The sequence below is a fragment of the Sphingomonas sp. Leaf231 genome, assembly GCF_001421995.1.
Taxonomy (GTDB): Bacteria; Pseudomonadota; Alphaproteobacteria; order Sphingomonadales; family Sphingomonadaceae; genus Sphingomonas.
Genome location: NZ_LMLS01000001.1, coordinates 153,314 through 178,636, shown reverse-complemented (window position 1 = coordinate 178,636; position 25,323 = coordinate 153,314). Strand labels below are relative to the sequence as shown.

The 25,323-nt window shown below is 68.3% G+C and carries 25 protein-coding genes; 15 read left to right on the top strand and 10 right to left on the bottom strand.

Annotated elements, in window-relative coordinates:
* The first annotated feature begins 82 nt into the window (after positions 1-82).
* The gene (ettA, locus tag ASE95_RS00915; protein ID WP_056630168.1) at positions 83-1,762 is read left to right on the top strand and encodes an energy-dependent translational throttle protein EttA; all 1,680 of its coding nucleotides are present in this window, start codon (positions 83-85) and stop codon (positions 1,760-1,762) included.
* 240 nt (positions 1,763-2,002) lie between these two features.
* Here the strand turns inward: ettA and ASE95_RS00910 are convergent, their stop codons facing one another.
* From ASE95_RS00910 to ASE95_RS00890, 5 genes are all read right to left on the bottom strand, one after another.
* Complete coding sequence (locus tag ASE95_RS00910) at positions 2,003-3,631, bottom strand: M28 family peptidase (protein ID WP_056632847.1); 1,629 nt, start codon at positions 3,629-3,631, stop codon at positions 2,003-2,005.
* A 2-nt stretch (positions 3,632-3,633) separates the two neighbouring features.
* Positions 3,634-4,431, bottom strand: a complete 798-nt coding sequence (locus ASE95_RS00905; RefSeq protein WP_056632844.1) for an NYN domain-containing protein — start codon at positions 4,429-4,431, stop codon at positions 3,634-3,636.
* Between the two features lie 31 nt (positions 4,432-4,462).
* Positions 4,463-4,705 (bottom strand): hypothetical protein, encoded by a 243-nt coding sequence (locus ASE95_RS00900; RefSeq protein ID WP_056630166.1) that lies wholly within the window; start codon positions 4,703-4,705, stop codon positions 4,463-4,465.
* A gap of 48 nt (positions 4,706-4,753) precedes the next feature.
* Positions 4,754-5,239: a transcription elongation factor GreB gene (gene greB / locus ASE95_RS00895; RefSeq protein ID WP_056630161.1), complete on the bottom strand. Its 486-nt coding sequence runs from the start codon at positions 5,237-5,239 to the stop codon at positions 4,754-4,756.
* Positions 5,240-5,489: 250 nt separating this feature from the next.
* Positions 5,490-7,337 carry a lytic transglycosylase domain-containing protein gene (locus ASE95_RS00890; protein WP_082449398.1) on the bottom strand — a complete coding sequence of 616 codons (1,848 nt, stop codon included), beginning with the start codon at positions 7,335-7,337 and terminating at the stop codon, positions 5,490-5,492.
* A 245-nt stretch (positions 7,338-7,582) separates the two neighbouring features.
* On the opposite strand from ASE95_RS00890, the gene dapA reads away from it, so the two are divergent.
* The 10 genes from dapA (at position 7,583) to ASE95_RS00840 (ending at position 19,223) form a co-directional block, all read left to right on the top strand.
* On the top strand, positions 7,583-8,464 hold the full coding sequence (gene dapA / locus ASE95_RS00885) for a 4-hydroxy-tetrahydrodipicolinate synthase (protein WP_056630157.1): 882 nt from the start codon (positions 7,583-7,585) through the stop codon (positions 8,462-8,464).
* A 5-nt stretch (positions 8,465-8,469) separates the two neighbouring features.
* A complete protein-coding gene (locus tag ASE95_RS00880) occupies positions 8,470-8,808 on the top strand; it encodes a hypothetical protein (RefSeq protein ID WP_056630155.1) in 339 nt (112 codons plus the stop codon).
* A gap of 39 nt (positions 8,809-8,847) precedes the next feature.
* A complete protein-coding gene (smpB, locus tag ASE95_RS00875) occupies positions 8,848-9,330 on the top strand; it encodes an SsrA-binding protein SmpB (protein ID WP_056630152.1) in 483 nt (160 codons plus the stop codon).
* Between the two features lie 2 nt (positions 9,331-9,332).
* Positions 9,333-9,893: a DUF2062 domain-containing protein gene (locus tag ASE95_RS00870; protein WP_235528109.1), complete on the top strand. Its 561-nt coding sequence runs from the start codon at positions 9,333-9,335 to the stop codon at positions 9,891-9,893.
* 63 nt (positions 9,894-9,956) lie between these two features.
* A complete protein-coding gene (locus ASE95_RS00865; RefSeq protein ID WP_056630149.1) occupies positions 9,957-12,011 on the top strand; it encodes a M13 family metallopeptidase in 2,055 nt (684 codons plus the stop codon).
* 17 nt (positions 12,012-12,028) lie between these two features.
* Positions 12,029-14,440 (top strand): response regulator, encoded by a 2,412-nt coding sequence (locus ASE95_RS00860; protein ID WP_056632838.1) that lies wholly within the window; start codon positions 12,029-12,031, stop codon positions 14,438-14,440.
* A gap of 76 nt (positions 14,441-14,516) precedes the next feature.
* On the top strand, positions 14,517-14,864 hold the full coding sequence (locus tag ASE95_RS00855; protein WP_056630147.1) for a response regulator: 348 nt from the start codon (positions 14,517-14,519) through the stop codon (positions 14,862-14,864).
* A gap of 50 nt (positions 14,865-14,914) precedes the next feature.
* Positions 14,915-16,636, top strand: coding sequence for a dihydroxy-acid dehydratase (gene ilvD, locus ASE95_RS00850; protein ID WP_056630144.1), 1,722 nt, complete (start codon positions 14,915-14,917; stop codon positions 16,634-16,636).
* Between the two features lie 38 nt (positions 16,637-16,674).
* Complete coding sequence (locus ASE95_RS00845) at positions 16,675-18,048, top strand: bifunctional ADP-dependent NAD(P)H-hydrate dehydratase/NAD(P)H-hydrate epimerase (protein WP_056630141.1); 1,374 nt, start codon at positions 16,675-16,677, stop codon at positions 18,046-18,048.
* Positions 18,045-19,223 carry a class I SAM-dependent RNA methyltransferase gene (locus ASE95_RS00840; RefSeq protein ID WP_056630137.1) on the top strand — a complete coding sequence of 393 codons (1,179 nt, stop codon included), beginning with the start codon at positions 18,045-18,047 and terminating at the stop codon, positions 19,221-19,223. The genes ASE95_RS00845 and ASE95_RS00840 overlap by 4 nt, the downstream gene beginning before the upstream one ends.
* Here the strand turns inward: ASE95_RS00840 and truA are convergent.
* Together truA and fmt are read right to left on the bottom strand one after the other, a co-directional pair.
* A complete protein-coding gene (gene truA / locus ASE95_RS00835) occupies positions 19,163-19,954 on the bottom strand; it encodes a tRNA pseudouridine(38-40) synthase TruA (protein WP_056630133.1) in 792 nt (263 codons plus the stop codon). The two genes, ASE95_RS00840 and truA, sit on opposite strands and share 61 nt — an antisense overlap.
* The gene (gene fmt, locus ASE95_RS00830; protein ID WP_056630130.1) at positions 19,951-20,856 is read right to left on the bottom strand and encodes a methionyl-tRNA formyltransferase; all 906 of its coding nucleotides are present in this window, start codon (positions 20,854-20,856) and stop codon (positions 19,951-19,953) included. The genes truA and fmt overlap by 4 nt, the downstream gene beginning before the upstream one ends.
* 52 nt (positions 20,857-20,908) lie before the next feature.
* Between fmt and recR the strand changes: the two genes are divergently transcribed.
* The 4 genes from recR to ASE95_RS00810 all read left to right on the top strand — a co-directional run bounded on the left by recR (position 20,909) and on the right by ASE95_RS00810 (position 23,780).
* Positions 20,909-21,505 (top strand): recombination mediator RecR, encoded by a 597-nt coding sequence (recR, locus tag ASE95_RS00825; protein WP_056630126.1) that lies wholly within the window; start codon positions 20,909-20,911, stop codon positions 21,503-21,505.
* 32 nt (positions 21,506-21,537) lie between these two features.
* Entirely contained in the window at positions 21,538-22,071 is a 534-nt protein-coding gene (gene def / locus ASE95_RS00820) for a peptide deformylase (protein WP_056630124.1), read from the top strand.
* 64 nt (positions 22,072-22,135) lie between these two features.
* Positions 22,136-23,515, top strand: coding sequence for a DNA recombination protein RmuC (locus tag ASE95_RS00815; RefSeq protein WP_056630121.1), 1,380 nt, complete (start codon positions 22,136-22,138; stop codon positions 23,513-23,515).
* Positions 23,516-23,636: 121 nt separating this feature from the next.
* The gene (locus ASE95_RS00810) at positions 23,637-23,780 is read left to right on the top strand and encodes a hypothetical protein (protein ID WP_156347830.1); all 144 of its coding nucleotides are present in this window, start codon (positions 23,637-23,639) and stop codon (positions 23,778-23,780) included.
* Positions 23,781-23,807: 27 nt separating this feature from the next.
* Here the strand turns inward: ASE95_RS00810 and ASE95_RS00805 are convergent, their stop codons facing one another.
* Genes ASE95_RS00805 through ASE95_RS00795 form a run of 3 tightly spaced genes read right to left on the bottom strand, consistent with a single transcriptional unit; the run spans position 23,808 to position 25,298 of the window.
* On the bottom strand, positions 23,808-24,605 hold the full coding sequence (locus ASE95_RS00805) for a TrmH family RNA methyltransferase (protein WP_056630115.1): 798 nt from the start codon (positions 24,603-24,605) through the stop codon (positions 23,808-23,810).
* Between the two features lie 19 nt (positions 24,606-24,624).
* Positions 24,625-24,894 carry an HPr family phosphocarrier protein gene (locus tag ASE95_RS00800; RefSeq protein WP_056630111.1) on the bottom strand — a complete coding sequence of 90 codons (270 nt, stop codon included), beginning with the start codon at positions 24,892-24,894 and terminating at the stop codon, positions 24,625-24,627.
* Positions 24,891-25,298, bottom strand: coding sequence for a PTS sugar transporter subunit IIA (locus ASE95_RS00795; protein WP_056632835.1), 408 nt, complete (start codon positions 25,296-25,298; stop codon positions 24,891-24,893). Before ASE95_RS00795 ends, ASE95_RS00800 begins: the two co-directional genes overlap by 4 nt.
* Between the last annotated feature and the right edge of the window lie 25 nt (positions 25,299-25,323).

The window sequence follows — 25,323 nt, the reverse complement described above, 5'->3', positions numbered from 1 at the left end:
GGTTTGCCAACGGCGCGGGCTGCGCTTACATGCGCGCCAACGATTTTTTCGCCGCACCCCCTTATATGGAGCCGCGCGCCACATGGCCGTTCAGTACACCTATGTCATGAAGGGTCTGACCAAGACCTTCCCGGGCGCGAACAAGCCCGTCCTGAACAATATCCACCTGCAGTTCATCCCTTCCGCGAAGATCGCGATCATCGGCCCGAACGGCTCGGGCAAGTCGACGCTGATGAAGATCATGGCGGGCATGGACCCCGATTTCGTCGGAGAGGCCTGGGCTGCGGAGGGCGTCCGCGTCGGCTATCTGGCGCAGGAGCCGCAGCTGGACCCTGACAAGGACGTGATGGGCAACGTCAAGGACGGCGTGCGCCCGGTTGCGGATCTCGTCGACCGTTTCAACGCGATCTCGGCCGAGATGGGCGATCCCGGGGACGACACCGATTTCGACGCGCTGATGGAGGAGATGGGCGATCTCCAGGCGAAGATCGACGCGGTCGACGGCTGGGCGCTCGACAGCCAGCTGGAACAGGCGATGGAGGCGCTGCGCTGCCCGCCGGGCGATTCCGCGGTCACCAACCTGTCGGGTGGTGAGAAGCGCCGCGTGGCGTTGTGCAAGCTGTTGCTGGAAAAGCCCGACATCCTGCTGCTCGACGAGCCGACCAACCACCTCGATGCCGAAAGCGTGTCGTGGCTGGAAAACTACCTGAAGGAATATACCGGCAACGTCATCCTCGTCACCCACGATCGCTACTTCCTCGACAACGTCGTCAACTGGGTGCTCGAGCTCGATCGCGGGCGTTATTACACCTACGAATCGAACTATTCCGGCTATCTCGAGAAAAAGGCCAAGCGCCTGGAGCAGGAAGAGCGCGAGGAGGCCGGCAAGCAGAAGGCGATCGCCGACGAACTGGCGTGGATGCGCCAGACTCCCAAGGCACGCCAGACCAAGAGCAAGGCCCGCATCCGCGCGTTCGACGAGCTGATGGAGAAGCAGGAGAATCGCGTCGCCGGCAAGGCCGCGATCCTGATCCAGCTGCCGTCGCGACTGGGCGGCAAGGTGATCGAGGCCAAGGGGCTGACCAAATCCTATGGCGACAAATTGCTGTTCGACAACCTCGACTTCACCCTGCCGCCGGGCGGTATCGTCGGCGTGATCGGGCCGAACGGCGCGGGCAAGTCGACGTTGTTCAAGCTCATCACCGGTCAGGAAACCCCGGATGAGGGTACGATCGAGGTCGGCTCGACCGTGAAGCTCGGCTATGTCGATCAGAGCCGCGACGATCTCGATCCCAACAAGAACGTCTGGCAGGAAATCTCCGACGAACTGGAGGTCTTCCGCTTCGGCAAGCAGGAAATGGGCACGCGGGCCTATGTCGGCGCGTTCAACTTCCGTGGCCCGGATCAGCAGAAGAAGGTCGGTCAGCTTTCCGGTGGTGAGCGCAACCGCGTCCACATGGCCAAGATGCTGAAAGAGGGCGGCAACGTCCTGCTGCTCGACGAGCCGACCAACGACCTCGACGTGGAGACGCTTCGCGCTTTGGAGGAGGCGCTGGAGACGTTCGCGGGCTGCGCGGTGGTCATCAGCCACGATCGCTTCTTCCTCGATCGCCTGTGCACGCACATCCTCGCGTTCGAGGGCGACAGCCATGTCGAATGGTTCGAGGGCAATTACGAAAGCTACGAGGAAGACAAGCGCCGCCGCCTGGGCGATGCCGCCGATCGCCCGACCCGGCTGGCGTACAAGAAGCTGACGCGCTGAACGGGCAGGGCGCCCCGAAAGCGCGCGCCCTGCCTCGCCTATCGCCGTTGCAAGCCGGTATGGAGCGTTCCGGGCCGTAGCCCGGGGCGTTTCGTTACGCTGGACGGCGGCCGGACGCGGCTTATGCAAAGTCTACCCCGCCGGCGTCCAGCGTGGTCACGAACGCACGGTCGCTGATGAGGCGTGGTTATTCCGCGGTCTGCCGGTGCCGCTTCGCCTGGCTCACCGGCCGCCGCGTCGTCACTTGCGCTCCGCTGCACTCCTGTCGCGGATGTTGAGGAACTCGCTGGCCGCGCTCCACGTCGGCCAAACGCCCGTCTTCGCCAGCCGCTGCCCCATCGCATGGAACAGGTCGACGTCCGCTGCCGCGCCGCGCAGGTTCCAGCCGGCGTCCCACGCATCGCAGGTCTTGTGGTAGCAGGCCATGTAATCGTCGAGCCATTTCTGCCCTGCGGCGCGGCCGCCCTCGCGTAGATCTGATGCGCCGCCCAGCGCCATCAGCAGCAGCGACGGCACCCCGCGCCGCACTACCGAGAAGTGATCGGCGCGGTAGAACAGCCCGCGCTCGCTGAACGTCTCCGGCGTGACCGTCCGGCCCTGCGCCCGGGCCGCATCGGCCAGCATCGCATCCAGCGACGACTGCCCCTGGCCCACCAGCACCACGTCCTTCGCGGGACCGGCGGTTTGCAGGATGTCGAGCGTCAGGTTCGCGGCGGTCTTCGCCAGCGGATCGACGGGATGGGCGGCATAATGTTCGGAACCGAGCAGCCCGCGCTCCTCGCCGGTCCACAGTGCGAACACCAGCGTCCGCTCGGGTGCCGGCCCCGCCTTGAACAGCCGCGCCAATTCGACCACCCCCGCCGTGCCCAGCGCATCGTCGTTCGCGCCCGGCCGCAGGGTCTTGCCCGCCGCATCCGCCGGTCCCTGTCCGTAAGCGTCCCAGTGCGCGGCGAACATCACGGTCTCGTCTGGCCGCGTCGTGCCCGGGATCCTGGCCAGCACGTTGGCGCTCTCGATCCGCTCCACCGCGACGTCCGCAGTCGCCGAGAAGCGCGGCGTCATCGCCACCGGGCGGAACGCCTTCGATCGCGCCGCGACCCGCAGCTTGGCGAGGTCGAGCCCTGCCTCCGCGAACAGCCGGTCGGCGACGTCATGCGCGATCCAGCCCTGCAACGGCACCCGCGCATCCTTCGCATCGCGCACGATGTCGTAATTCTCGCCATTGGAGGCGTTGACCGTCGACCACGGATAGCCCGCGCCCGCGGTGTCGTGGACGATCAGCGCCGCCGCCGCGCCGCGCCGCGCCGCCTCCTCGAACTTGTAGGTCCAGCGCCCGTAATAGGTCATGCGCCGGTCACCGAACCGCCCCTTGGCATCGTCGCCCGGCCGGGCTTCGAAATCGGGGTCGTTGACCAGAAACACCAAGGTCTTGCCGCGCAGGTCCACGCCCTTGAAATCGTCCCAGCCCGCCTCGGGCGCGGCGACGCCGTAACCGACGAAGACCATCGGCGAGTCCGCGATCGCCACCCGTGCCGCCGCGCCGACCGTGGTGACCGCGATCTCCTTGCCCTGCGCCATCGCGGTCGCGCCGATCGACATGCGCGCTTCGGGCGCGATCCGCGTGTGGATCAACGGCACCTTCTGCAACCACTGCCCGTTCGGGCCACCGGGTTGCAGTCCCAGCGCCGTGAACCGCGCCACCAGCCAGTCGAGCGTCTTCTTCTCGCCATCGGTGCCCGGCGCACGCCCGCCGAACGCGGGCGAGGCGAGGACCTTCACATCGTCGGACAACCGCTGCGGCACCGCGTCCTCGGCACTCGCCGGTCCGGCGATCGTTGCGGCCAGCGTCAGCATCAGGGGAAGCCGCATCGTCAATCCTTCCATCGCACGAAGACACGGCTGTCGCGGCGGTCGACATCGATCGATGGGATCGCGTCGACCAGATCCGACAGTCGCTTGTAGCCATAGTTGCGCACGTCGAAGCTCGACCGGTTGGCGGCGCGCTGCCCCAGTGCCGACAGGCCGACGAAGCCCTTGGCGTCGGGCTTCAGCGAATCATAGGCATCGTGCAGCAGATGCAGCAGTTCCGGATCGTCGATCCTCGCGGTCGCGCCCGGCGCGGGGGCCGCGACCGGCGCAGCCACCGCCGTCGTCCCGATCGCCGGCGGCACCGATTCGGTGATCGGCACGTCGACCCGGCGCGCGCGCTTGGGCTTTGTCGTCTCCATCAACGCATTGACGTCGATGAAGCGCGTGCAGGCGTTGCGGAAGCCGGCCGGCGTATTGCTGTTGCCGAAACCATAGACGTCCAGCCCGTCCTGTCGGATACGCGTCGCAAGCGGCATGAAGTCGCTGTCCGACGACATGATCCCGAACGCGTCGATCCGTCCGCGATGAAGCAGGTCCATCGCATCGATCGTCATCTTCATGTCGGTCGCGTTCTTGCCGCGGGTCAGGTCGAACTGCTGCTGCGGCTCGATCCCGTGCATGACGCTCATGTCGCGCCAGCCCTTCAGGCCTTCCTTCGACCAATTGCCGTAGACGCGGCGCACATTGACCCGGCCGAACTCGGCCAAGGCGGTCAGCACGGGGTCAAGCGCCTGCCATGACGCATTATCGGCGTCGATCAGCAGGGCGATGTTGCGGGCGGGGTTGTCGTCGGCGGCCATGCCCGCTGCATCGGCCGCCGACACCGCAAGGTCAATCGCGTACGGGACGATCGCTGCGATAGGATTGGCCGGCGTCCTGCGCCGCCTGCTTGGTCACTCGCTCGTGGCCGTCGGGATCGTCGACCTGGTGCAGATCGTCCTGCGAGCCAAGATCGCGCGCCAATGCGCCGCCGCCGGTGGAGGGCACCGCACCGCCAGCGGGGATCATGCCCTCGATGATGTCCTTGTCGTCGTGATCGCGCGCGGACTGGACGCGGGGATGTTCGTCGGCCATCGGAAATCTCCTTCGGCGTTCAAACACTTGGCTAGGCCGGCGCGTTCCTCAGCCGGTCGGATAGGAGATGGCGACGATCTCATATTCCCGCTCGCCCGCCGGCAGCGTCACTCGCCGCACGTCGCCGATCGCGGCCCCGCGCAGCGCGCGCGTGATCGGCGCGTTCCACCCGATACGCCCTGCGCCGGCGTCGGTCTCATCGTCGCCGACCAGTGTCAGCACGCGCTGGTTGTCGTCCTCGTCCGCGATCGTCACCGTCGCGCCGAACCACACGCGCGACCGGTCCTGCTGCTGCGCCGGATCGACCACCTTGGCCGCCTTCATCCGTTTCGACAGCCAGCCGAGCCGCCGGTCGATCTCGCGCAGCCGCTTGCGCCCGTAGATATAGTCGCCGTTCTCCGACCGGTCGCCGTTCCCCGCCGCCCACGAAATCGTCTCGACCAGCGCGGGCCGTTCGGTTGCGAACAATGTCTCATATTCCTGCCGCAACCGGGCGAAGCCGTCGGGGGTGATGGGGTTCAGGCGATCGATCATCCACGCCGGATTAGGCGCATGGCGCGCCGGATTGAAGAGGCCGCTTCATCCCTCCCGAGGACCGATCGCCACCCAGCCGGATCGCCACGACGGATGGCTGGCGCAAATCGGCGCGATCGTGCGAGCGCGCTTCGCCCCAACCGATGGACAATCGTCGTCGGCGAGTGTGGCAACAGCCCTGACCTGACGCGCCGCGAGCGGGTACGCGTGATGTGCCACCCATAGACTGGCAAGCGGTCGAGCCGGCCGATCACCCGCCGCGCGCGCGCCCCAGATACCAGCTCAGGTTGTTCGGCCCGCGGCTTTTGGCGCGCGCGGGGTTCATCAGGTCGTACACGACCGCATTCTCCAGCACGCGCTGGACGTAGTTGCGCGTCTCCCCGAACGGGATCGCTTCGACCCAGTCCACCGCATCCACCGCCCCGGTGCGCGGATCGCCATTGGCGCGCAGCCATTTGTTCACGTTCCCCGGCCCGGCGTTATAGGCCGCGATCGCCAGTGGATAGCTGCCGTACAGGCCGAATATCCGCTGGAAGTAGCTCGACCCCAGCTGGATGTTGTAGCTGGTGTCCTCGGTCAGCCGCGCGGGATCATAGGGCAGCCCCAGCTTGCCTGCCTGTTCGCGCGCCGTGCCGGGCATCAGCTGCATCAGCCCGCTCGCGCCCACGGGGCTGCGCGCGGTGCGGTCGAACTGGCTCTCCTGCCGCGCGACGGCATGGATCAGCGGCCATTGCGACTCATATCCAACCGGCACCGTCACCGTCGGAAAGCCGTTGGCGCTATATTCGGTCAGTCCGTTCTGCATCGCGCTGCGCCCGACCAGCACGCCCAGATCGGGTCGGCGCATCGACCGCGACAATTCGTCGGCCAGATAATGGTCGGTGTCGCTGGTCGCATCGGCCGCGATCTGCTTCACGAAGGCGGTTTGATCCTGATACTGGCCGGTCTGCCCCAGAAACTGCGCCGCGCGCACCGTCTCGCGCGCGTAAAACGCGCTGCGGGCGGCGGGGGCGAGCGTCGGCGCGGGTGCCGCTGGCGGGGCGGTCAGCGCCCGGCCGAGGTGCTCGATCGCCAATTGCCCGTAATATTGGTCGCGGTAACCCGCGGTCCGCTCGAACATGGCGTTGGCATCCGGCTGGCGCGCCTGCTCGGCGGCGCGTGCCGCCCAATAGAAGCCCTTGGCGCGGGTCTGCGGGGACTGGCTGCCGCGTCCGTACCGCTCGAACATCGCCCGTGCATCGGCGGGGCGGTTCAGCTTCAGCGCCGCCTGACCCGCCAGCCACGCCAGCGAGGTGTAGTCGTCCCGCTCACCATATGGCTTGGTGGAAACATCGGTGCCGGCTGGATAAGCGTCGTCGATCTGGCGCGCGATGTCATAGGCGAGCTGCCACTGGCCGTCCGCCGCCGCGCCGCGCGCATTGACCAGCAACGCCTCGTAGAACCGCTCGACATTCCCCGGCAGCGTCATGCCCGTGCGGGTGCGCGCCAGCCATGTCCGCGCGCTGGGGCTGGCGCCGGCGTTGCGCAGCCACGTCGCCTTGTCCGCGACGTAGCCCGCGTCGCGCGCGCCCGCCGCGTCGTAGGTGGCCGCCAGCGCCGACGCATTCTCCGCATCGCTGCGGAACGCCAGCCGCGCGGTGAACAGCGCACGCGCGGCGGGGCTGGTATAGGGTAGCATCCGCGCTGCCGCACCGGTCGCGCCCTGCCACAGCAATGCGTCCATCCGCCGGTCGTGATCCGCGGGCGACAGTGACGATGCGAATTGGGTCAGTACCGTCGTCTCGTCCTGCGCTGACAAATTCCCCATCCGCCACCCGGTACGCGCCGCCACCTGCGCGTCGGCGCTCGCGCCCGTCATCTGGTACGCCCGCGCACAGGCGATCCAGCCGGCGGCGGTCAGGGGCTTCCACCGTCGGCAGAATGCGACGACGCTGGCCGGCGGCGTGTTGGGATCGGTCGATGCCTTGCGCTCCAGCGTGCGCCGCATCGCGGCCTCGCCCGGCCAGCCGGGATGCGCGGCGATGAAGGAGAAATAGCTGTCGAACGGCAGCGCATCGGTCTGCTGCAACGCTTTCCACTGCGCCAGCGGCTGCGCCATGCCGGCCAGCGGCGCTGCGGGGGCTGGCGCGGAGGCTGGGGCGGGGGCCGGAACCGGCGCCTGGGTGGCGGGCACCGCGCCATATTGCCCGGCGACCACTGCCAGACCTGCTGCTGCAACGAAAAGGATCAACACACCCGCCTTCACTGTTTCTGATCGACGCCCGTGGTGGACAGGATAGCGACCCTAGCCGTATCTGCGCTGAACGACGTCCCCTAATCGCGCCACAGGAGCAAATACCTCCCATGTTCTCAGGTTCCATCCCGGCGCTGGTCACGCCGTTCGATTCGGACGGCGCATTCGTGGAGCGCGCCTATCGCGACCTGATCGAGTGGCAGATCGCCGAAGGGTCGGCGGCGCTGGTTCCGTGCGGCACCACCGGGGAGGCGGCGACGCTGACCAAGGAGGAGCAATTCGCGATCGTCCGCATCTGCGTCGATCAGGCGGCGGGCCGCGTCCCGGTGATCGCGGGGGCGGGGTCCAACGACACGCGCGTGGCCGCCGCCAACCTGCATGCCGCGCGTGAGGCGGGGGCGGACGCCGCGCTGATGGTGCCGCCCTATTACAATCGACCGTCGCAGGAGGGGATCTACCGCCACTTCGCCGCGCTCGCCGCCGACGCGCCGCTGCCGGTCGTGCTCTACAACGTACCGGCGCGCACCGTCACCGATATCCAGCCCGAAACATTGATCCGCGTCGTCGCAGACTTCCCGAAGGTCTTCGTCGCGGTCAAGGATGCGTCGGGCGTGCTGACCCGCGTCACCCAGCATCGTGCCGCGCTTGGCGCGGATTTCTGCCAATTGTCGGGCAACGACGATCTCGCGCTTTCCTACAATGCGGCCGGCGGGACCGGCTGCATCTCGGTCAGCGCCAACGTCGCGCCGCGCCTGTGCGCCGACTTCCAGCGCGCGTGTGACCGGAGCGATTACGTCGCCGCGCGCGACCTGCACGATCGCCTGTTCGCGCTCCACACCTCGCTGTTCACGGACGCGTCGCCGGGGCCGGTCAAATATGCGATGACGAAGGTGCGTCCCGCCTTCCCCGCCGGGCTGCGCCTCCCGATGACCTGGCCATCGGAGGCAAGCCGCGCGGCGGTGGACGCCGGCCTCGAACGCGCCGGATTGTAGAGGGCATGGCGGTGGTGGCGGTGCTGTGGTTCATCCTCCAGACCGCCGTTGCCGGGCCATCGCTCGACGTACCACGCGCGCCCGGACGCTGTGGCACTCGCGGGGGAGGGGGTGGAAGCGATATCGTGGTCTGCGGTCGCCGCACTGATCAGGATAGCTTCCGGCTTCGCCCGCTGGAGGGGCGTTACACGTCCGACCCGGCAGCGTTGCCGAAAGCCGAGACTCGCATCCTCGGTGGCCGAGCCGCGCTCGCCGCAGAAGCCGAGAGCGCGACCGTCGGCGGAGTGCAGAGCAACCGCGCCATGTTGCGCCTGAAGATCCCGCTCGGAAAATTGCGGGACTGAGGCTTTGCCCCGCGCGCCCGACGCGCCTACATCACCCCCATGTCGCGTCCCAAACCCGCCACCTTCGACAAGAAGAAGATCGTCGCCGAGAACCGACGCGCCCGTTTCGATTATGCGGTCGATACCACGTACGAGGCGGGGATCGTCCTGACCGGCACGGAGGTGAAATCGCTGCGCTTCGGCGAGGGATCGATCGCGGAAAGCTATGCCGAGGTGAAGGGCGAGGAGGTGTGGCTGGTCAATTCGAACATCCCCGAATTCAGCCACGGCAACCGCTTCAACCACGAACCCAAGCGTCCGCGTAAACTGCTGCTTCACGTGCGCGAGATAAACAAGCTGCACGGCGCGGTGGCGCGGGACGGCATGACGCTGGTCCCGCTGACCGTCTATTTCAACGGGCAGGGGCGTGCGAAAGTGGAACTGGCACTCGCCAAGGGGCGCAAGGCGCATGACAAGCGCGAGCATCTGAAGGAACGCGACTGGAAGCGTGAGGCCGGGCGTATCATGCGCGATCACGGCTGAGCGTGGCGACCCGGCCGGTGACCCTGTGGGAACGACTGGCGGCGTGGAGCCGTCGTAACCTGCCGACGCGCGAGTCGATGCAGAACAGCCGCGTGCTGCGCCCCGTCGCGCACCGCGTGCTGGCCCCTGAATTGTGGCGCTTCACCCGCCGGTCGGTGCCGCGCGGCGTGGCGCTGGGCATGTTTACCGGCATCCTGATTCCGATGGGCCAGATACCCGCGTCGGCGGTGCTGGCGCTGCCGTTCCGTGCCAATGTCCCGGCGGCGGCGCTCACCACCTTCTTCACCAACCCGCTGACCACGCCGTTGCTGTTCGTGATGTACTACAAGGTCGGCGGCTGGTTGCTCCACCTCGACCATTCGGTGCCGGGTCAGCCGCTGGGCGACGCGGTGCAGGGCGCGCCGGGCTGGGTGGACTGGTTCCTGCAGGACGTAGGCCCCGCCACCGCCGTCGGCATGGTCGTCTGCTCGCTGGCCGGTGCGCTGCTCGGCTATGGTCTTGCGGCGCTGCTGTGGCGGCTCTGGATCGCGCGCAAGTGGCGAAGTCGTCACCACGGCAACTAGCGCGGTCTGCGCAGGCTGGTTAAGACGACCGCATCCGGCACTTTCCACAAGGATGCCAACTCAATGCGCTTTACCGTTGTTACGCTGACGTCGCTTCTCGCCCTGCTGCCCGCCGCGCTCCTCGCCCAATCGGCGCCCCCGGCATCCGCGCCCGCCGTTCCCTCCGCCACGCCGTCCGGCGACGGTCCTACCTATGGCACGTTCGGCTTCGACGCCGCCGGCATGGATCGCGCGGTGAAACCCGGCGACGACTTCTACGCCTTCGCCAACGGAACCTGGGCGAAGAACACCGCCATCCCCGCCGATGAATCGAATTACGGCGCGTTCAACGTCCTGCAGGATCTGTCGCGTGAGCGGACGCGCGGCATCCTCGAAGCGGCGAAGGGCGACCCGGCGTCGAAGATCGGCCGCGCCTACGCCGCCTACCTCGATACCGCTGCGATCGAGCGGGCCGGCCTCGCGCCGATCCAGCCGTGGCTGACCAAGATCCGGCGCGTCGACAAGGCCGGCTACCCGGCGTTGCTGGCGGAGGCCGATCGCAACGGCGTCGACATTCCGTTCGGCCTGTACGTCGGGCAGGACGACAAGGATCCCGACGTCTACGCCGTGAACCTGATGCAGGGCGGGTTGGGGATGCCCGACCGTGATTATTATCTCGCTACGGATGCGCGGCTGGCGCAAACCAGGGCCGCTTATCAGGCGCATCTCGCCAAATTGCTGACGCTGGCGGGGGAGCGGGATGCCGCGCCGCGCGCCGCCGCGCTGCTGGCGTTCGAGACCGAGCTGGCGCGTGTCCACTGGACGCGCATCGACAGCCGCGACGCCGACAAGACCTATAACAAGATGATGCTGGAGCAGCTGCGTGCCAGCGCGCCCGGCTTCGATTTCGACGCCTTTCTGAAGGCGGAGCGTGCCAGCGCCCCGACGCTGATCGTCGCGCAGCCGACCGCCATCGCCGGCACTGCGAAGCTGATCGCGGCCACTCCGATCGGCGTGTTGCGCGATCAGTTGCTCGTGCGCAGCCTCGACGGGTTCGCCGACGTGCTGCCGCGCGCGGTGGATCAGGAAAGCTTCGCCTTTAACGGCACCGCCCTCAGCGGCACGCCGCAGCAGCAGGAGCGGTGGAAGCGCGCCGTGGGCTTCACTTCCTCCGCGCTCAACGACGAGGTCAGCAAGATCTATGTCGCGCGCTATTTCCCGCCCGAGACGAAGGCCGCGGCGGATACGATGGTGAAAAACGTCCTCACCGCGTTGGGCCGGCGGGTCGAGGCGCTCGACTGGATGGCGCCGGAGACGAAGGTGAAGGCGCAGGCCAAGCTGGCCGCCTTCACCTCGCGCATCGGCTATCCCGAACGGTGGCGCGACTATTCGAACCTCGACGTGCGGGCCGGCGATGCGTTCGGCAATATGATGCGCGCCAACCAGTGGCGGCACGATTACAACGTGACCAAGCTGGGCAAGCCGATCTACCGCTGGGAATGGGGCATGTCGCCGATGCTGGTGAACGCGCAGGCCAATTTCGGGCTGGTCGCGATCACCTTCCCCGCCGCGATCCTTCAACCGCCGTTCTTCGATCCCAAGGCCGATCCGGCGGTCAATTACGGCGGCATCGGCGCGGTGATCGGGCATGAGATGAGCCACCATTTCGACGATCAGGGCGCGAAATACGATGCCAGGGGGCGACTGACGCAATGGTGGACCGATGCCGACGTGCAGAAGTTCAAGGCGCTGAGCGAGCGACTGGTCAAGCAATACGACGCCTATGAACCGCTGCCCGGGATGCACGTGAAGGGCGAACTGACGCTGGGCGAGAATTCGGCGGATCTCGCCGGCCTCGCTGCCGCGCACGACGCCTATGTCGCGACGCTGGGCGGGAAGCCGGCGCCAGTGATCGACGGCTTCACCGGCGATCAGCGCTTCTATCTCGGCTGGGCGCAGGTCTGGCGGCGTAACTACCGCGAGGCGAGCCTGCGGCAGCGGTTGCTGACCGATCCGCATGCGCCATCCGAACAACGCGGCAACATCGTCCGCAACATGGACCCGTGGTATTCGGCCTATAAGGCGCAGGCCGGCGAGAAGCTGTATCTCGCGCCCGATGCGCGCGCGCGGATCTGGTGATCGGCTGAGCGATGGTGATGCGGCTGGCGTCGATCGAGGGCAAGCGGCGGTGGTGGAACGGCGGCGCCGCCGGGCTGGCCATTGCGGCGGTGGCCGGGCTGGTGGCCGCTGCGCTGATCCTGTGGCTGATCGGCGACCCGATGGTGGCGGGCGGCTTCGTCGCCGCCGCGATCGTGCTGGCGGGCGCGGGGCTGGCGCTGACGCACGCGCATCGATCTCCACGCGATTCGGTTTCGGTCGGCAACGACTGGGAATTGATGCGCGTCATGGCGGAGGCCAGCCCGGACGGGATCGCAATCACCGATCGCGGCGGCCGGCTGATGTGCGCCAACGATCAATACGAGCATCTGTTCGCCGGCTTCCCGACCCCGCCATCGCTGCCGCTGGCCGGCGACGGTGCCGGTGAACTCGAAGTCGCCGGCCGGGTCGCATGGCGTGACGGCCGCGCGCGGGTGACGCTGCGCGGATCGGTCGGCGCGATCGAGGCGACGATCACCCGCGCCGGGCAGCAGCAGGACGTGCTGGTCTGGCGCTTCGCTGGTCGCACGGTCGCGCCCGGTCTGCCCGCCCGGCTGGTGGAGGCGCTTGACGATGCGCTCGGCGCGCAACTGGGCGCGGCGGGCGTCATGGCGGCGCTTATCACGGCCGAGGGGTATGTGGTGTCGGCCAATGCGGTGCTGCGCGCGCGGGCGGCACCGTCAAGCGAGGTGTCGATCATCGGCGAGGATCTCGCGCGCTTCCTGGCCGAGGATCAGGGCGGCACCGTCCGCTTCGTGGCGGAGGGGGCCGCCGCCAATCCGCTGCGGCTGGTGCAGATCCCGCTCGCCGACGATCCGGAGGCTCCGATCCTGGTCGCGCTGATTGACAGCGATCCCGGGCTGGGCGGATCGGGCGACGGGATCGAGGCCTTGCTGATGCTGATGCCGTTCGGCGTCGCGCTGATCGATCGCGAGGGCCGTTTTCTCCAGATGAACAGCGCCTTCGCGCGCGCCGCCAACGTCGATGCCGGCGCGCCGCCGATCTACCCCGGCGACCTGATGGTGCGCGAGGACAAGAGCGCGGTCGCCGATGCGATCCGTCGTTTCGCCAGTTCGGCGGCGCGCTCGACCGATCTGGCGGTGCGACTGAAGGACCATCCCGACGAACCCGTCGCGCTGTCGATCGCCGCCGCGCGCGGTCTGGGCGATGCGGCGGTGCTGCTCAGCCTGAAGGACAATGGCGAGGAGAACCGGCTGAAGCGCGAAGTGGCGCAGGCGACCAAGATGCAGGCCGTCGGCCAGCTTGCCGGGGGTGTCGCGCACGATTTCAACAATATCCTCACCGCGATCATCGGTCATTGCGATCTGATGCTGATGCGTCATTCGCCCGGCGACAGCGACTATGACGACATCCAGCAGATCCGCGCCAATTCCAACCGCGCCGCCAGCCTGACGCGTCAGCTGCTCGCCTTCTCGCGCCAACAGACGCTGCGCCCGCAGGTGTTGCAGTTGCCGGACGTCGTATCGGAGGTGTCGAACCTGCTTCGCCGCCTGATGGGTGAAACCGTGACGATGGAGGTCAAGCACGGTCGCGACCTCGGGCCGGTGCGGGCCGATCCCGGCCAGCTCGAACAGGTCGTCGTCAATCTGGCGGTCAACGCCCGCGATGCGATGCTCAGCAAGGGGACCGGCGGCAAGCTTACCATCCAGACGCGTCCGGTGCCGATCGCGGAGATCCGGCGGCGCGGCGATATCGTCCCGCCAGGCGATTATACCGCGCTGGAGATTTCGGACACCGGCACCGGCATCCCGGTCGACGTGCTGCCCAAGATCTTCGAACCCTTTTTCACCACCAAGGAGGTGGGCAAGGGCACCGGGCTCGGCCTTTCGACGGTGTACGGTATCGTCAAGCAATCGGGAGGCTTCATCTTCGCCGATTCGCGGCCGGGGCTGGGCGCGACCTTCACCATCTATCTGCCCGTCCACACCGCCGGCGTGCCCGACGCAGTCACGGTCGCCGCGCAGGCCAAGCAGGCGGCGCGCCACCGGTCGGGGGATCTGTGGGGCACCGGCACGATCCTGCTGGTCGAGGACGAGGACATGGTTCGCGCGGTGGCGGAGCGTGCGCTGGCGCGACAAGGCTATACGGTGTTGGCGGCCGAAAATGGCGAGGCGGCGATGGAGCTGATCCAGGGGGTCGACCGGCCGACGCTGGTCATTTCCGACGTGATGATGCCGCTGATGGACGGCCCGACGCTGGCGCGGCAGTTGCGCAAGATCCATCCCGACATTCCGATCCTGTTCATGTCCGGCTATGCCGAGGAACAGCTGCGCCGCTCGATCGATCTCGACAACGTCGCCTTCCTGCCCAAGCCGTTCTCGGTCCAGCAGCTGGCGGAAGCGACCCGCGACGTCCTGGTGGCGGAAGAAGCGGTGAAGGGCGCGGGTTGATGGCACTGGCCGGAAACCCGCGCTCTGTGGGGTAGCGGTGGTTGCGCGCTGCAACAGGCGCGCTATGGCAGGGCGCATGACGATGCGTGTACTGCTGGTCGAAGACGAACCCCTGATCGCAATGATGCTCGAGGATTTTCTCGATGCACTGGACAAGACGCATGCCGGTACCGCCGACAGCGTGGCGGCGGCGTTGCCCCTGGTCGAGGCCGGCGGCTTCGACGCGGCGATCCTCGACGTGAACCTGCGCGGCGGCGAGAAGAGCTTCGCGATCGCCGACGCATTGGCCGAACGCAACATTCCGTTCGTCTTCGCGACCGGTGGCGGTGGTGAGGAGATCGCCGCGGATCACCGCGAGCGGCCGCGGCTGTCCAAGCCGTTCACGATCGATGGCGTCGGGAAGGCGCTCGCGCAACTCGGCTGACGCATTATCCTTGCGTCGGGACGCCGTTCGGCGACATAGGCGTGCGCGATATGACCCAGACCTTCGACAAGTCCCGCCTGCCGAGCCGCCACGTGTCGGTCGGCCCCGAACGCGCACCCCATCGCAGCTATTATTATGCGATGGGCCTCACCGAGGAGGAGATCGCGCGTCCGTTCGTTGCGCTCGCCTCCGCGGGTAACGACAGCGCACCGTGCAACACCACCCTCGATGCACAGGCCGACGCGGCGCGGCGCGGGGTGGAGCAGGGCGGCGGCATGCCGCGCCGCTTCAACACCATCACCGTGACCGACGGTATCGCGATGGGCCATCAGGGGATGAAATCCTCGCTGGTCAGCCGCGAGGTGATTGCCGATTCGGTCGAACTGTCGGTCCGCGGCCATTGCTACGACGCGCTGGTCGGCTTCGCGGGTTGCGACAAGTCGTTGCCGGGCATGATGATGGCGATGCTGCGGCTCAACATCCCGTCGATCTTCGTCTACGGCGGCTCGATCCTCCCAGGCCGCTTCCACGATCGCGACGTCACCGTCGTCGACGTGTTCGAGGTGGTCGGTAAATATGCCGCTGGGGCGTGCCCCCTGTCCGAGGTGCATGAGCTGGAAAAGGTCGCATGCCCCGGCCACGGTGCCTGCGGCGGGCAGTTCACCGCCAACACCATGGCCTGCGTCGGTGAGGCGATCGGCCTGTCGCTCCCCAACAGCAACATGGTGCCCGCGCCGTTCAGCACGCGTGAGCAGATCGCCGTCGCCGCCGGTGCGCAGGTGATGGAGCTGGTCGCCCGCAATCTGCGCCCCCGCGACATCTGCACCCGCGCCGCCTTCATCAACGCCGCGCGCGTGGTGGCGGCGACCGGCGGCTCGACCAACGCCGCGCTCCATCTGCCGGCCATGGCATGTGAGGCGGGGATCGATTTCGACCTGTTCGATGTGGCCGAGGCATTCAAATCAACACCTTACATCGCTGACCTCAAGCCGGGCGGCAAGTATGTCGCGCGTGACATGTACGAGGCCGGCGGCGTCTACATGCTGATGAAGACGATGCTGGCGGGCGGCTTGCTGGATGGCGAGTGCATGACGGTGACCGGCCGGACGCTGGGCGAGAACATCGATCAGGTGACGTGGAACCCCGACCAGAAGGTGATCTACGACGTGCGCACGCCGATCACCCCGACTGGCGGCGTCGTCGGCCTGCGCGGCACGCTGGCCCCCAACGGTGCGATCGTGAAGGTCGCCGGCATGCACCGCCTGCAATTCGAGGGGCCGGCGCGCTGTTTCGATTGCGAGGAAGACGCCTTCGCCGCGGTCGAGGCGCGCTCGATCGTGGAGGGCGAGGTGGTCGTCATCCGCTACGAAGGGCCGAAGGGCGGGCCCGGGATGCGCGAGATGCTGTCCACCACCGCCGCGCTTTACGGCTTGGGCATGGGTGAGAAGGTCGCGCTGATCACCGATGGGCGCTTTTCCGGGGCGACGCGCGGCTTCTGCATCGGCCATGTCGGCCCCGAGGCGGCCGAGGGTGGCCCGATCGCGCTGGTCGAAAACGGCGATCCGATCCGCATCGATGCGGAGGAGGGGACGATCGACCTGCTGGTGGACGAGGCGACGCTCGCCGAACGGCGTACCCGCTGGCAGGCGCGGACCAACGATTACGGCGCCGGTGCGCTGTGGCGCTACGCACAGAACGTCGGCCCGGCATATCAGGGCGCGGTGACGCATCCCGGTGCCAGGGCCGAACGTCACGTCTACGCCGACATTTGACCGGTGACGCCGCCGCATGGGTTTGCCATAGCGGCGGCATGATCCCGATCGCCGGAACCCCCGTGCTCACCGCCGCCGCGATGCGCGCGGCGGAGGAAGCTTCCATCGCCGCCGGCGTGTCCGTCGACACGCTGATGCAACGCGCCGGCGCCGGGGTGGCGAACGCCGTCCGCCGGCTGGCGGGCGTTAACGAAGTGCTGGTGCTGTGTGGCCCGGGCAACAACGGCGGCGACGGCTATGTCGCGGCGGCGCGGCTCCACGCCGCCGGCCGCCCGGTGCGGGTCGCTGCGTCGGACGCGCCACGCAGCCCCGCCGCGATCGCCGCGCGCGCGTTATGGAACGGCCCGATCGAGTCGCTCGCCACCGCAGCCCCCGCGCCGGTAGTGGTCGATGCGCTGTTCGGCACCGGGCTGTCGCGCGCGCTCGACGCCGCCGCCGCCGCCGCACTCGCTTGCTTGGTCGATGCCGCGTCGCTGTCGATCGCGGTCGATGTGCCCAGCGGCATCGCCGCCGACGATGGCGCGCTGCCTGGCGATGTGTCCGCGGTGCACGTCACCCTCGCGCTCGGCGCGGTGAAGCCCGCGCATTTGCTTCAGCCCGCGGCGTCGCGGTGCGGCGCGGTGCGGATCGTGCCGATCGGCGTGGAGATCGATGGCGACGTTCGCGTCCTGTCGCGTCCGGACCTCGCCGCGCCGTCGGTGGATGCGCACAAGTTCACGCGCGGCATGGTCGCGGTGGTGCGCGGGCGGATGGCGGGCGCGGCGCACCTTGCCGCCGAGGCCGCGCTGCACGCCGGGGCGGGCTATGTCGCGTTGCTGGGCGCGACGATTCCCGGCACGCCGCATGCGCTGGTCCGCCGCCGCTGCGACGACGAGGCGCTTGCCGATCCACGGATCGGCGCGCTGCTGATCGGGCCGGGGTTGGGCCGCGGCGACGAGGCGCGCGCCCTGCTCGATCGCGTATTGGCCACCGCGCACCCGCTGGTGATCGACGGCGACGCGCTCCACCTTATCACCCCGGAGCGCCTTCGTGAACGCGGCGGCACGATCGTCCTCACGCCCCATGCCGGCGAGTTCGCGGCGCTGTTCGGCGCGCCCGGCACCGACAAACTCACCGCCGCCCGTGCCGCTGCCACGCGCGCCGGTGCGACGATCGTCTTCAAGGGGCCGGATACGGTGGTCGCCGCGCCGGACGGTCGTGCGATCCTGTCCGATACGGCGACGTCGTGGCTGTCGACCGCCGGCAGCGGCGACGTGCTGGCCGGTGCGATCGCCGCGATGCTGGCGGGCGGGCGCGCCCCGCTCGACGCCGCCGCGGCGGGCGTATGGCTCCACGCGGAGGCGGCGCGGCGGCTCGGCCCCGCCTTTATCGCCGACGATCTCGCCCGCGCGCTGGCGGAGGCCCGCGCATGAGCACGATCGTCCGCGTCGCCGCTCGCGGCGAAGGCGTTGCCGAGGACGGTCGCCACGTCGCGTTCGCCGCCCCCGGCGACACGATCGCGGCGGATGGCGCGATCATCCCCGGCGCGCATCACGCCGTGCCGCCGTGCCGTCACTTCCCCGAATGCGGTGGCTGCCAGCTTCAGCACCTTGATGACGACAGCTGGTCGGCGTTCATCACCGATCGCATCGCCGGCGCGCTCGCCGCGCACGGCGTGTCCGCACCGATCCGTCCGCCCGCGCTCTCGCCGCCGCGCACCCGCCGCCGCGCGACGCTGCACGTCGAGCCCTCCGGCCGGATCGGCTTCACCGCCGAACGTAGCCACCAGATCGTCGACCTCCACGAATGCCACGTCATGGCGCCCCGATTGTTCGCGCTGGTCCGCCCGCTCAAGCGGTTACTGCCGACGTTCAGGGCCAAACGCCGGGTCGACGTACACCTCACGCTCGCCGATCAGGGCGTCGATATCCTGGTCAAGGGTGTCGCACCCGAAGGGCTCGCGCACCACGACGCGCTGACCGCCTTCGCGCAGGAGCATCGCGTCGCGCGCGTCGCCTTCGACGACGGACTGGGGCCGGAGACACGCTGGGAACCCCAGCCGGTCACGATCACGCTCGGCGGCATCGCGGTGCCGCTGCCCCCGGGCGCGTTCCTGCAAGCGACCGCCGAAGGGGAGGCGACGCTCGTCGCGGCGGTGCGGGAGGGAGTGGCCGGTGCGCCGATCGTCGCGGACCTGTTCGCGGGCCTCGGCACCTTCGCCTTCGCGCTGCCCGGCCGCGTCTATGCCGCGGAGGGCGCGCGCGACGCGATCCTGTCACTCAAGGCTGCGGCCGGGCGCGCGCAACGCCCGGTCTTTACCGAGCATCGCGACCTGTTCCGTCGCCCGTTGACCAGCGCCGAGCTCAACCGCTTCGACGCGATCGTCATCGATCCGCCGCGCGCCGGTGCGCGCGACCAGATCGTGCAGCTGGCCAATTCGCACGTGCCGACGATCTTGTATGTTTCTTGCAATCCCAACAGCTTCGCCCGGGATGCTGAGGAATTGTCGAAGGCTGGCTACACTCTCGACTGGGTGCAGCCGGTCGGTCAGTTCCGCTGGTCGACGCATGTCGAACTGGCGTCGCGCTTCAGCCGGTCACCTGCGTAGAACGCCGCGACGAAGAACAGCCCGTCGGGCGGCGCATTCAGCCCCAGCCGCGTGCGGTCGGCGGCGCGCAATGCGTCGCGCAGATCGTCGGCGGACCACCGTCCCATCCCGATCAGCGCCAGGCACCCGACCATCGAGCGCACCTGATGGTGAAGGAACGAGCGCGCCTCGACCCGCACCGTGATCCGGTCCCCGTCGCGCGCCACGTCGATCCAGTCGACCGATTTGATCGGGCTGGCCGATTGGCAATGCGCCGAACGGAAGGTGGTGAAATCGTGCAGGCCGACCAGCGATTGTGCGGCATCGTGCATCGCGGCGGCGTCCAGCGGCGGCGCGATCTGCCACGCCAGTCCCTTCTCGTACGTCAATGGCGCGCGGCGGTTGACGATGCGGTATTCATACGCCCGCGCCAGGCACGAGAAACGCGCGTGCCAGTCGTCCGCCACCGCCACGCAGTCGCGGATCGCGACCGGCGCGGGCCGCAGCAACGCGTTCAGCGCCTCGCCCAGCCGAAACGCCGCGATCGGTTTCGCTACGTCCAGGTGCGCGCGCATCGCCAGTCCATGTACCCCCGCGTCGGTGCGTCCCGCGGCATGAACAACCACCGTCTCGCCGGTCACCGCATGCGCCGCTTCCTCGATCGCCTGCTGCACGCTTGGCCCGTGCGCCTGCCGTTGCCAGCCCATGAAAGGCCGCCCGTCATATTCGACGGTCAGCGCGAACCGGGTCACAGCGCCGCGCCGCGCGGGATCGCGAACCCGCGCAGCAATTCCGCCACGCTCATCGTCCCGCGCCCCGCACGCTGCACCACCACCGGGCGTATCGCGCCTTCTCCGCATGCGATCGTCAGCGCGTCGTCGATCACCGCGCCGGCTGCGCCCGCATCGTCGACGGTTTCTGCGGCGAGCATCTTCACCCGCTCGCCAGCATGTTCGAAGAACGCCCCCGGCGTCGGTGCGAACGCCAGCACCTGCCGCAATACCTGCTGGGCGTCGGCAGTGAAATCGAGCCGTGCCTCCTCCTTCCGGATCTTCTCGGCATAGGTGACGCCCGCCCCCGGCTGCGCCACCGCCGGATGCGCGGCGACATCACGCAGCACGCGCACCATCAGCGCGGCCCCCATCTCAGCTAATTCTTCCGTAACTTGCCCGGCATTCTTCCCGTCGATTGAGATGCGTCCCTCCAGCCGCACCGGCCCGGTATCCAGCCCGGTCTCCATCTGCATGATGCCGACGCCGGTCTCCGCGTCGCCGGCCAGGATCGCACGCTGCACCGGCGCCGCACCGCGCCACCGCGGCAGCAGCGATCCGTGGACGTTCAGACACCCCAGCCGCGGCGCATCCAGTATCGGGCGCGGCAGGATCAGGCCATAGGCCGCCACCACCGCCACGTCCGCGTCGTGCGCGGCGAACACCGCTTGCGCCTCCGGGGCACGCAAGGTCGCGGGGGTCAGTACCGGCACGCCCAGTGCCTCCGCACGGACGTGCACCGGCGACCGTACCAACTCGCGCCCGCGCCGTCCGCCCGGACGCGGCGGCTGGCTATACGCTGCCACGACCTCGTGTCCGTCCGCCACCAGCGCCTCCAGCGTCGGCACGGCGAAGCCGGGAGTTCCCATGAAGATGATCCGCATCGCGCCTCTCGACACGCTGGCGGCGCGCCGCGCAACCCCCTATCTGTTCCGCATGGCATCCCCCGAGATCGAGGCGCTGACAAGCGCGCTGGCGCGGCTCCCCGGCTTTGGCCCGCGTTCGGCGCGACGCGCGGTGCTGCACTTGCTGAAGCGCCGCGAATCATCGCTGGCTCCGCTGCGTTCGGCTCTGATTGCGGTGGAGGAACGCCTCGCAACCTGCGGTATTTGTGGCAATGTTGACACGACCGATCCGTGTGCGATCTGCGCCGATCCACGCCGCGATGCCCGTAGCCTGTGCGTGGTGGAGGATGTCAGCGACCTGTGGGCGCTGGAGCGTGGCCGGCTGTTCCCCGGCCGATTCCATGTGCTGGGCGGGCGGCTGTCGGCGCTGGAGGGCGTCCGGCCGGAGGATCTCGCCATCGACGGTCTCGTCGCGCGCGTCGCGGCGGGCGGGGTGGACGAGGTCGTGCTGGCGATGAACGCGACCCTGGAGGGACAGACGACCGCGCATTACCTTGCGGAGCGGCTGGAGAAGCATCCGGTACGCCTGACGCAGCTCGCCCATGGCCTGCCCGTTGGCGGCGAGCTCGACTATCTCGACGAGGGTACGCTGGCACAGGCATTGCGCGCGCGACGTCCGGTCGCTTGACGCGCCCACGGCACGCTTATAGCGCCGCCGCCATGGCCATTCTTCCGATCGTAGAAGTCCCCGACGCGCGCCTGCGCGAAACCGCCGTTCCGGTGGCGGAGGTGAACGACGCCGTGCGCGGCATCGTCGCCGACATGTTCGAAACGATGTACGACGCGCATGGCATCGGGCTGGCGGCGGTGCAGGTCGGCATCATGCAGCGCATCGTCGTCATCGACCTGCAGGAGCGCGAACTGGCGGAGGACGAACCGCGCGAGGCGGCGCGCGAGCCGCGGTCGTTCATCAACCCCGAGATGACGTGGCTCAGCGAGGAAGTCTCCAGCTACAACGAAGGTTGCCTGTCGATCCCCGACCAATATGCCGAGGTGACGCGCCCCGACCGGTGCCGCGTGACATGGCTGGACACCGCGGGCGAGCGGCACGAGGCGGAGTTCGACGGCCTGCTGTCGACCTGTATGCAGCATGAGATCGATCACCTGAACGGCGTGTTGTTCATCGACCACATTTCGCGGCTGAAGCGCGGGATGCTCATGAAGAAGCTCGAAAAGCTGCGCCGCGCCGGCTGAGGTGCCGCCGGTCGCCGCCTTTTAGCGGTTGTCGCCGGGGCGTCGTTCGTTCTATGTTCCGGTGATGGTCGAATATCTTCTTGTCGCGTTCGTCGCGGTCGCTCTGGGTGCGCTGCTCGGCTGGATCGCGGGCAAGCGCATGGCGGACGGCTATCGCCGCGAACGCGACGAACAGGTCGAACAGTTCAAGCGCGCGATTACCGATCTGGCCGCGGCGGAGGAACGCGCCCGCGCGACGGAGGGGTTGCGCACCGAATTGGCGCAGGCCCGCGACGAACGCGAGACCGCGCGTCTTCAGGTCTCGCGGCTGGAGGCCGAGGGCCGCGCCGCCGAGCAGCGCATCACCGATCTGCGCGCGGCTGCCGACGAGATGAGCCTGCGCTTCCGCGACGTTGCGCAGAACGCGCTGGGCGAGGCGCAGAAGTCGTTCCTCGAACGCGCAGAGGCGCGCTTCCGCCAGTCCGAGGAGCAATCGGGGCAGGGGCTGCGCGCGCTGTTGCAACCCGTCAACGACCGCCTGCAACGCTATGAGGAAGGCGTCGCCAGGATCGAGGCGGAGCGGCGCGACGCCTTCGGACAGCTTCACGGCCAGATCGAGGCCATGCGCGTCGGGCAGGAGCGCGTGTCGGGCGAGGCGGCCAAGCTGGTCAACGCCTTGCGCAACGCGCCGAAGGCACGCGGGCGCTGGGGCGAGCAGCAATTGCGCAACGTGCTGGAATCATGCGGTCTGGCCGAACATACCGATTTCCGCATGGAGGTGAGCGTCACCGGGGACGAAGGCGCACGGCTGCGTCCCGACGCGATCGTCCGCGTGCCCGGTGGCAAGTCGCTGATCGTCGATGCCAAGGTGTCGCTCAACGCTTATCAGGACGCATTCGGCGCGGTCGACGAGGCGGAGCGGCAACTGGGCCTCGCGGCGCACGCCGCATCGATGCGCGCGCACGTCAACGCGCTCGGCGCCAAGGCTTATTGGACGCAGTTCGACGATGCGCCGGAATATGTCGTGATGTTCGTGCCCGGCGAACATTTCCTGTCCGCCGCGCTCGAACATGATGCGACGCTATGGGATTATGCGTTCGAGCGGCGGGTCTTGCTGGCGACGCCGACGAACCTGATCGCGATCGCGCGCACGGTGTCGGCGGTGTGGCGTCAGGAGAAACTGGCGCGCGAGGCGCAGGAGATCGGCGCACTCGGCAAGGAACTCTACCAACGGCTGGCGGTGATGGGCGGGCATGTCGCCCGGCTCGGCAAGAACCTCGATACCGCGATGGGCGCATACAACAGCTTCGTCGGCAGCCTGGAGAGCCAGGTGCTGACCAGCGCGCGCCGGTTCGAGGCGCTCAACATCGACACCGGCAACAAATCGATCGAGGCGCTTCCCGTCGGCGAACAGGCCGCGCGCCCGCTGACCAAGCTGGCCGCGATCGAGGACGCGGCGGAATAGGCGTCGCGCGCGGTGCAGATTCCTTTTCGACGAGTCCGAATCCGCACTCTCGCCGCGTCGGCAGTTCACCTTTGCCCGGTTGCCGCACCAGATCCATGCGTCGGAAACCACACAGGTCATCATGGTGGTGCCGGCCGTGCGATTGTTGTCGGTGACGCGTGCCGGGATCGGTCCGGTCGCGCTTGAGGACGAAGATCATTTTCGGCTTCATCGCGAATTCACGATCGATCCGTTGGGCACGATGCAGGCCATGCGGACCGAATGACCCGTCGCGCTGCATTCCGGTTCGCGCCTATCGATGCCGCGCCAGCACCTCATAGGCCATCACCGCGGTCGCGACCGCCGCATTCAGGCTATCGGCCTTGCCCAGCATCGGCATCTTGACCAGCAGATCGCATTCGGCCTCATATTCGTCGGGAAGCCCCTGCGCCTCGTTGCCGGTCAGCAGGAAGGTCGGCGCCGCATAATCGGCCTCGCGATAGCCGTGCTCGGTCTGCAGGCTCAGCCCGACGAGCTGCCCCGGCCCCTCGCGCAGCCACGCCAGGAACTCGGGCCAGATCACGCGCACGATCGGCACCGTGAACAATGCTCCCATGCTGGCGCGCACCGCCTCGGTCGAGAACGGATCGACGCATTCGTCGACAAGGATCAGCGCGCCAGCACCCACCGCGTCGCCGGTGCGCAGGATCGTGCCCAGATTGCCGGGATCGCGCAGCCGCTCCGCCACCAGCCAGATCGGCGATGCGGTGCGGTCGAGCATGTCGAGCGTGGTTTCGAACGTGTCGAACACGCCGACGACCGCTTGCGGATTGTCCTTGCCGGACAATTTGGAAAGAATGTCGGGCGTCGTCTCGATCGCCTCGCCGAAATCGCCCTCCACGGCCTCGATCAGCGCACGGACCAGCGGGTGCCCCGCGCTCGCCGCCGCGAAGAACAGGATGCGCGGGATGCGTCCGGTTTCCAGCGCCTCGGTCAGGATGCGCAGCCCCTCGGCGAGGAACAATCCCTCCTCACGGCGGTGGCGCTTGTCGCGAAGCGCCTGCACGCGCTTGACCAGCGGATTCGAAAAGGAGGTGATGACCTTGGGCATGGCGAACGTTCGCGGAGGATCAATCCTCGCCGAACTTGCCCTCGACCAGCGCACACATCGTCGCGACGACGCCTTCGGCAGCGTCGCCCTGCGCGGAAATCGTGATATGGTCGCCCTTCGCAGCGCCCAGCATCATCAGCCCCATGATCGACGTGCCGATCACTTCCGAATCGCCCTTGGCCACCTTCACCTCGGTCGGCTGGCCGGACGCGAGCGTCACGAACTTCGCGCTGGCGCGCGCGTGCAGCCCGCGGCGATTGGTGACCTCTACGGTGCGCGACACGCTCATGCCGCCGCCTCCCCGAGCACCTCGGAAGCGACCGAGATATATTTCCGGCCTGCCTCGCGCGCAGCGGCCACGGCGGCGACCACCGTCATCGACTTGCGCGCGGATTCCAGCCGGATCAACATCGGCAGGTTGATCCCGGCGATCACCTCGACCCGTCCGCGTTCCATCAACGAAATCGCGAGATTGGACGGCGTTCCTCCGAACAGGTCGGTCAGCACGATCACGCCGCGCCCTTCGTCGACATCACCAATCGCGCCGGCGATGTCGGCGCGGCGCGCCTCCATGTCGTCATCCGGGCCGATCGCCACGGTGCGCACCTGACGCTGCGGGCCGACGACATGCTCCATCGCCACGACGAACTCATCCGCGAGCCGTCCGTGGGTGACAAGCACCAAACCGATCACTGGTACCGACCCCGACATTGGCCCC

What these genes read in the sequence shown, in the direction of transcription:
- ASE95_RS00900 (WP_056630166.1), bottom strand. Translation starts at nt 4,705, where the DNA reads ATGGCCGACGAACATCCCCGCGTCCAGTCCGCGCGCGATCACGACGAC.
- fmt (WP_056630130.1), bottom strand. Translation starts at nt 20,856, where the DNA reads ATGCGGATCATCTTCATGGGAACTCCCGGCTTCGCCGTGCCGACGCTG.
- recR (WP_056630126.1), top strand. Translation starts at nt 20,909, where the DNA reads ATGGCATCCCCCGAGATCGAGGCGCTGACAAGCGCGCTGGCGCGGCTC.
- smpB (WP_056630152.1), top strand. Translation starts at nt 8,848, where the DNA reads ATGTCGCGTCCCAAACCCGCCACCTTCGACAAGAAGAAGATCGTCGCC.
- ASE95_RS00810 (WP_156347830.1), top strand. Translation starts at nt 23,637, where the DNA reads ATGGTGGTGCCGGCCGTGCGATTGTTGTCGGTGACGCGTGCCGGGATC.
- ASE95_RS00800 (WP_056630111.1), bottom strand. Translation starts at nt 24,894, where the DNA reads ATGAGCGTGTCGCGCACCGTAGAGGTCACCAATCGCCGCGGGCTGCAC.
- ettA (WP_056630168.1), top strand. Translation starts at nt 83, where the DNA reads ATGGCCGTTCAGTACACCTATGTCATGAAGGGTCTGACCAAGACCTTC.
- ASE95_RS00855 (WP_056630147.1), top strand. Translation starts at nt 14,517, where the DNA reads ATGACGATGCGTGTACTGCTGGTCGAAGACGAACCCCTGATCGCAATG.
- ASE95_RS00865 (WP_056630149.1), top strand. Translation starts at nt 9,957, where the DNA reads ATGCGCTTTACCGTTGTTACGCTGACGTCGCTTCTCGCCCTGCTGCCC.
- ASE95_RS00815 (WP_056630121.1), top strand. Translation starts at nt 22,136, where the DNA reads ATGGTCGAATATCTTCTTGTCGCGTTCGTCGCGGTCGCTCTGGGTGCG.
- ASE95_RS00845 (WP_056630141.1), top strand. Translation starts at nt 16,675, where the DNA reads ATGATCCCGATCGCCGGAACCCCCGTGCTCACCGCCGCCGCGATGCGC.
- ASE95_RS00890 (WP_082449398.1), bottom strand. Translation starts at nt 7,337, where the DNA reads ATGGCGCAGCCGCTGGCGCAGTGGAAAGCGTTGCAGCAGACCGATGCG.
- ASE95_RS00805 (WP_056630115.1), bottom strand. Translation starts at nt 24,605, where the DNA reads ATGCCCAAGGTCATCACCTCCTTTTCGAATCCGCTGGTCAAGCGCGTG.
- ilvD (WP_056630144.1), top strand. Translation starts at nt 14,915, where the DNA reads ATGACCCAGACCTTCGACAAGTCCCGCCTGCCGAGCCGCCACGTGTCG.
- ASE95_RS00840 (WP_056630137.1), top strand. Translation starts at nt 18,045, where the DNA reads ATGAGCACGATCGTCCGCGTCGCCGCTCGCGGCGAAGGCGTTGCCGAG.
- ASE95_RS00905 (WP_056632844.1), bottom strand. Translation starts at nt 4,431, where the DNA reads ATGGCCGCCGACGACAACCCCGCCCGCAACATCGCCCTGCTGATCGAC.
- dapA (WP_056630157.1), top strand. Translation starts at nt 7,583, where the DNA reads ATGTTCTCAGGTTCCATCCCGGCGCTGGTCACGCCGTTCGATTCGGAC.
- greB (WP_056630161.1), bottom strand. Translation starts at nt 5,239, where the DNA reads ATGATCGATCGCCTGAACCCCATCACCCCCGACGGCTTCGCCCGGTTG.
- ASE95_RS00910 (WP_056632847.1), bottom strand. Translation starts at nt 3,631, where the DNA reads ATGCGGCTTCCCCTGATGCTGACGCTGGCCGCAACGATCGCCGGACCG.
- ASE95_RS00880 (WP_056630155.1), top strand. Translation starts at nt 8,470, where the DNA reads ATGGCGGTGGTGGCGGTGCTGTGGTTCATCCTCCAGACCGCCGTTGCC.
- ASE95_RS00860 (WP_056632838.1), top strand. Translation starts at nt 12,029, where the DNA reads ATGCGGCTGGCGTCGATCGAGGGCAAGCGGCGGTGGTGGAACGGCGGC.
- def (WP_056630124.1), top strand. Translation starts at nt 21,538, where the DNA reads ATGGCCATTCTTCCGATCGTAGAAGTCCCCGACGCGCGCCTGCGCGAA.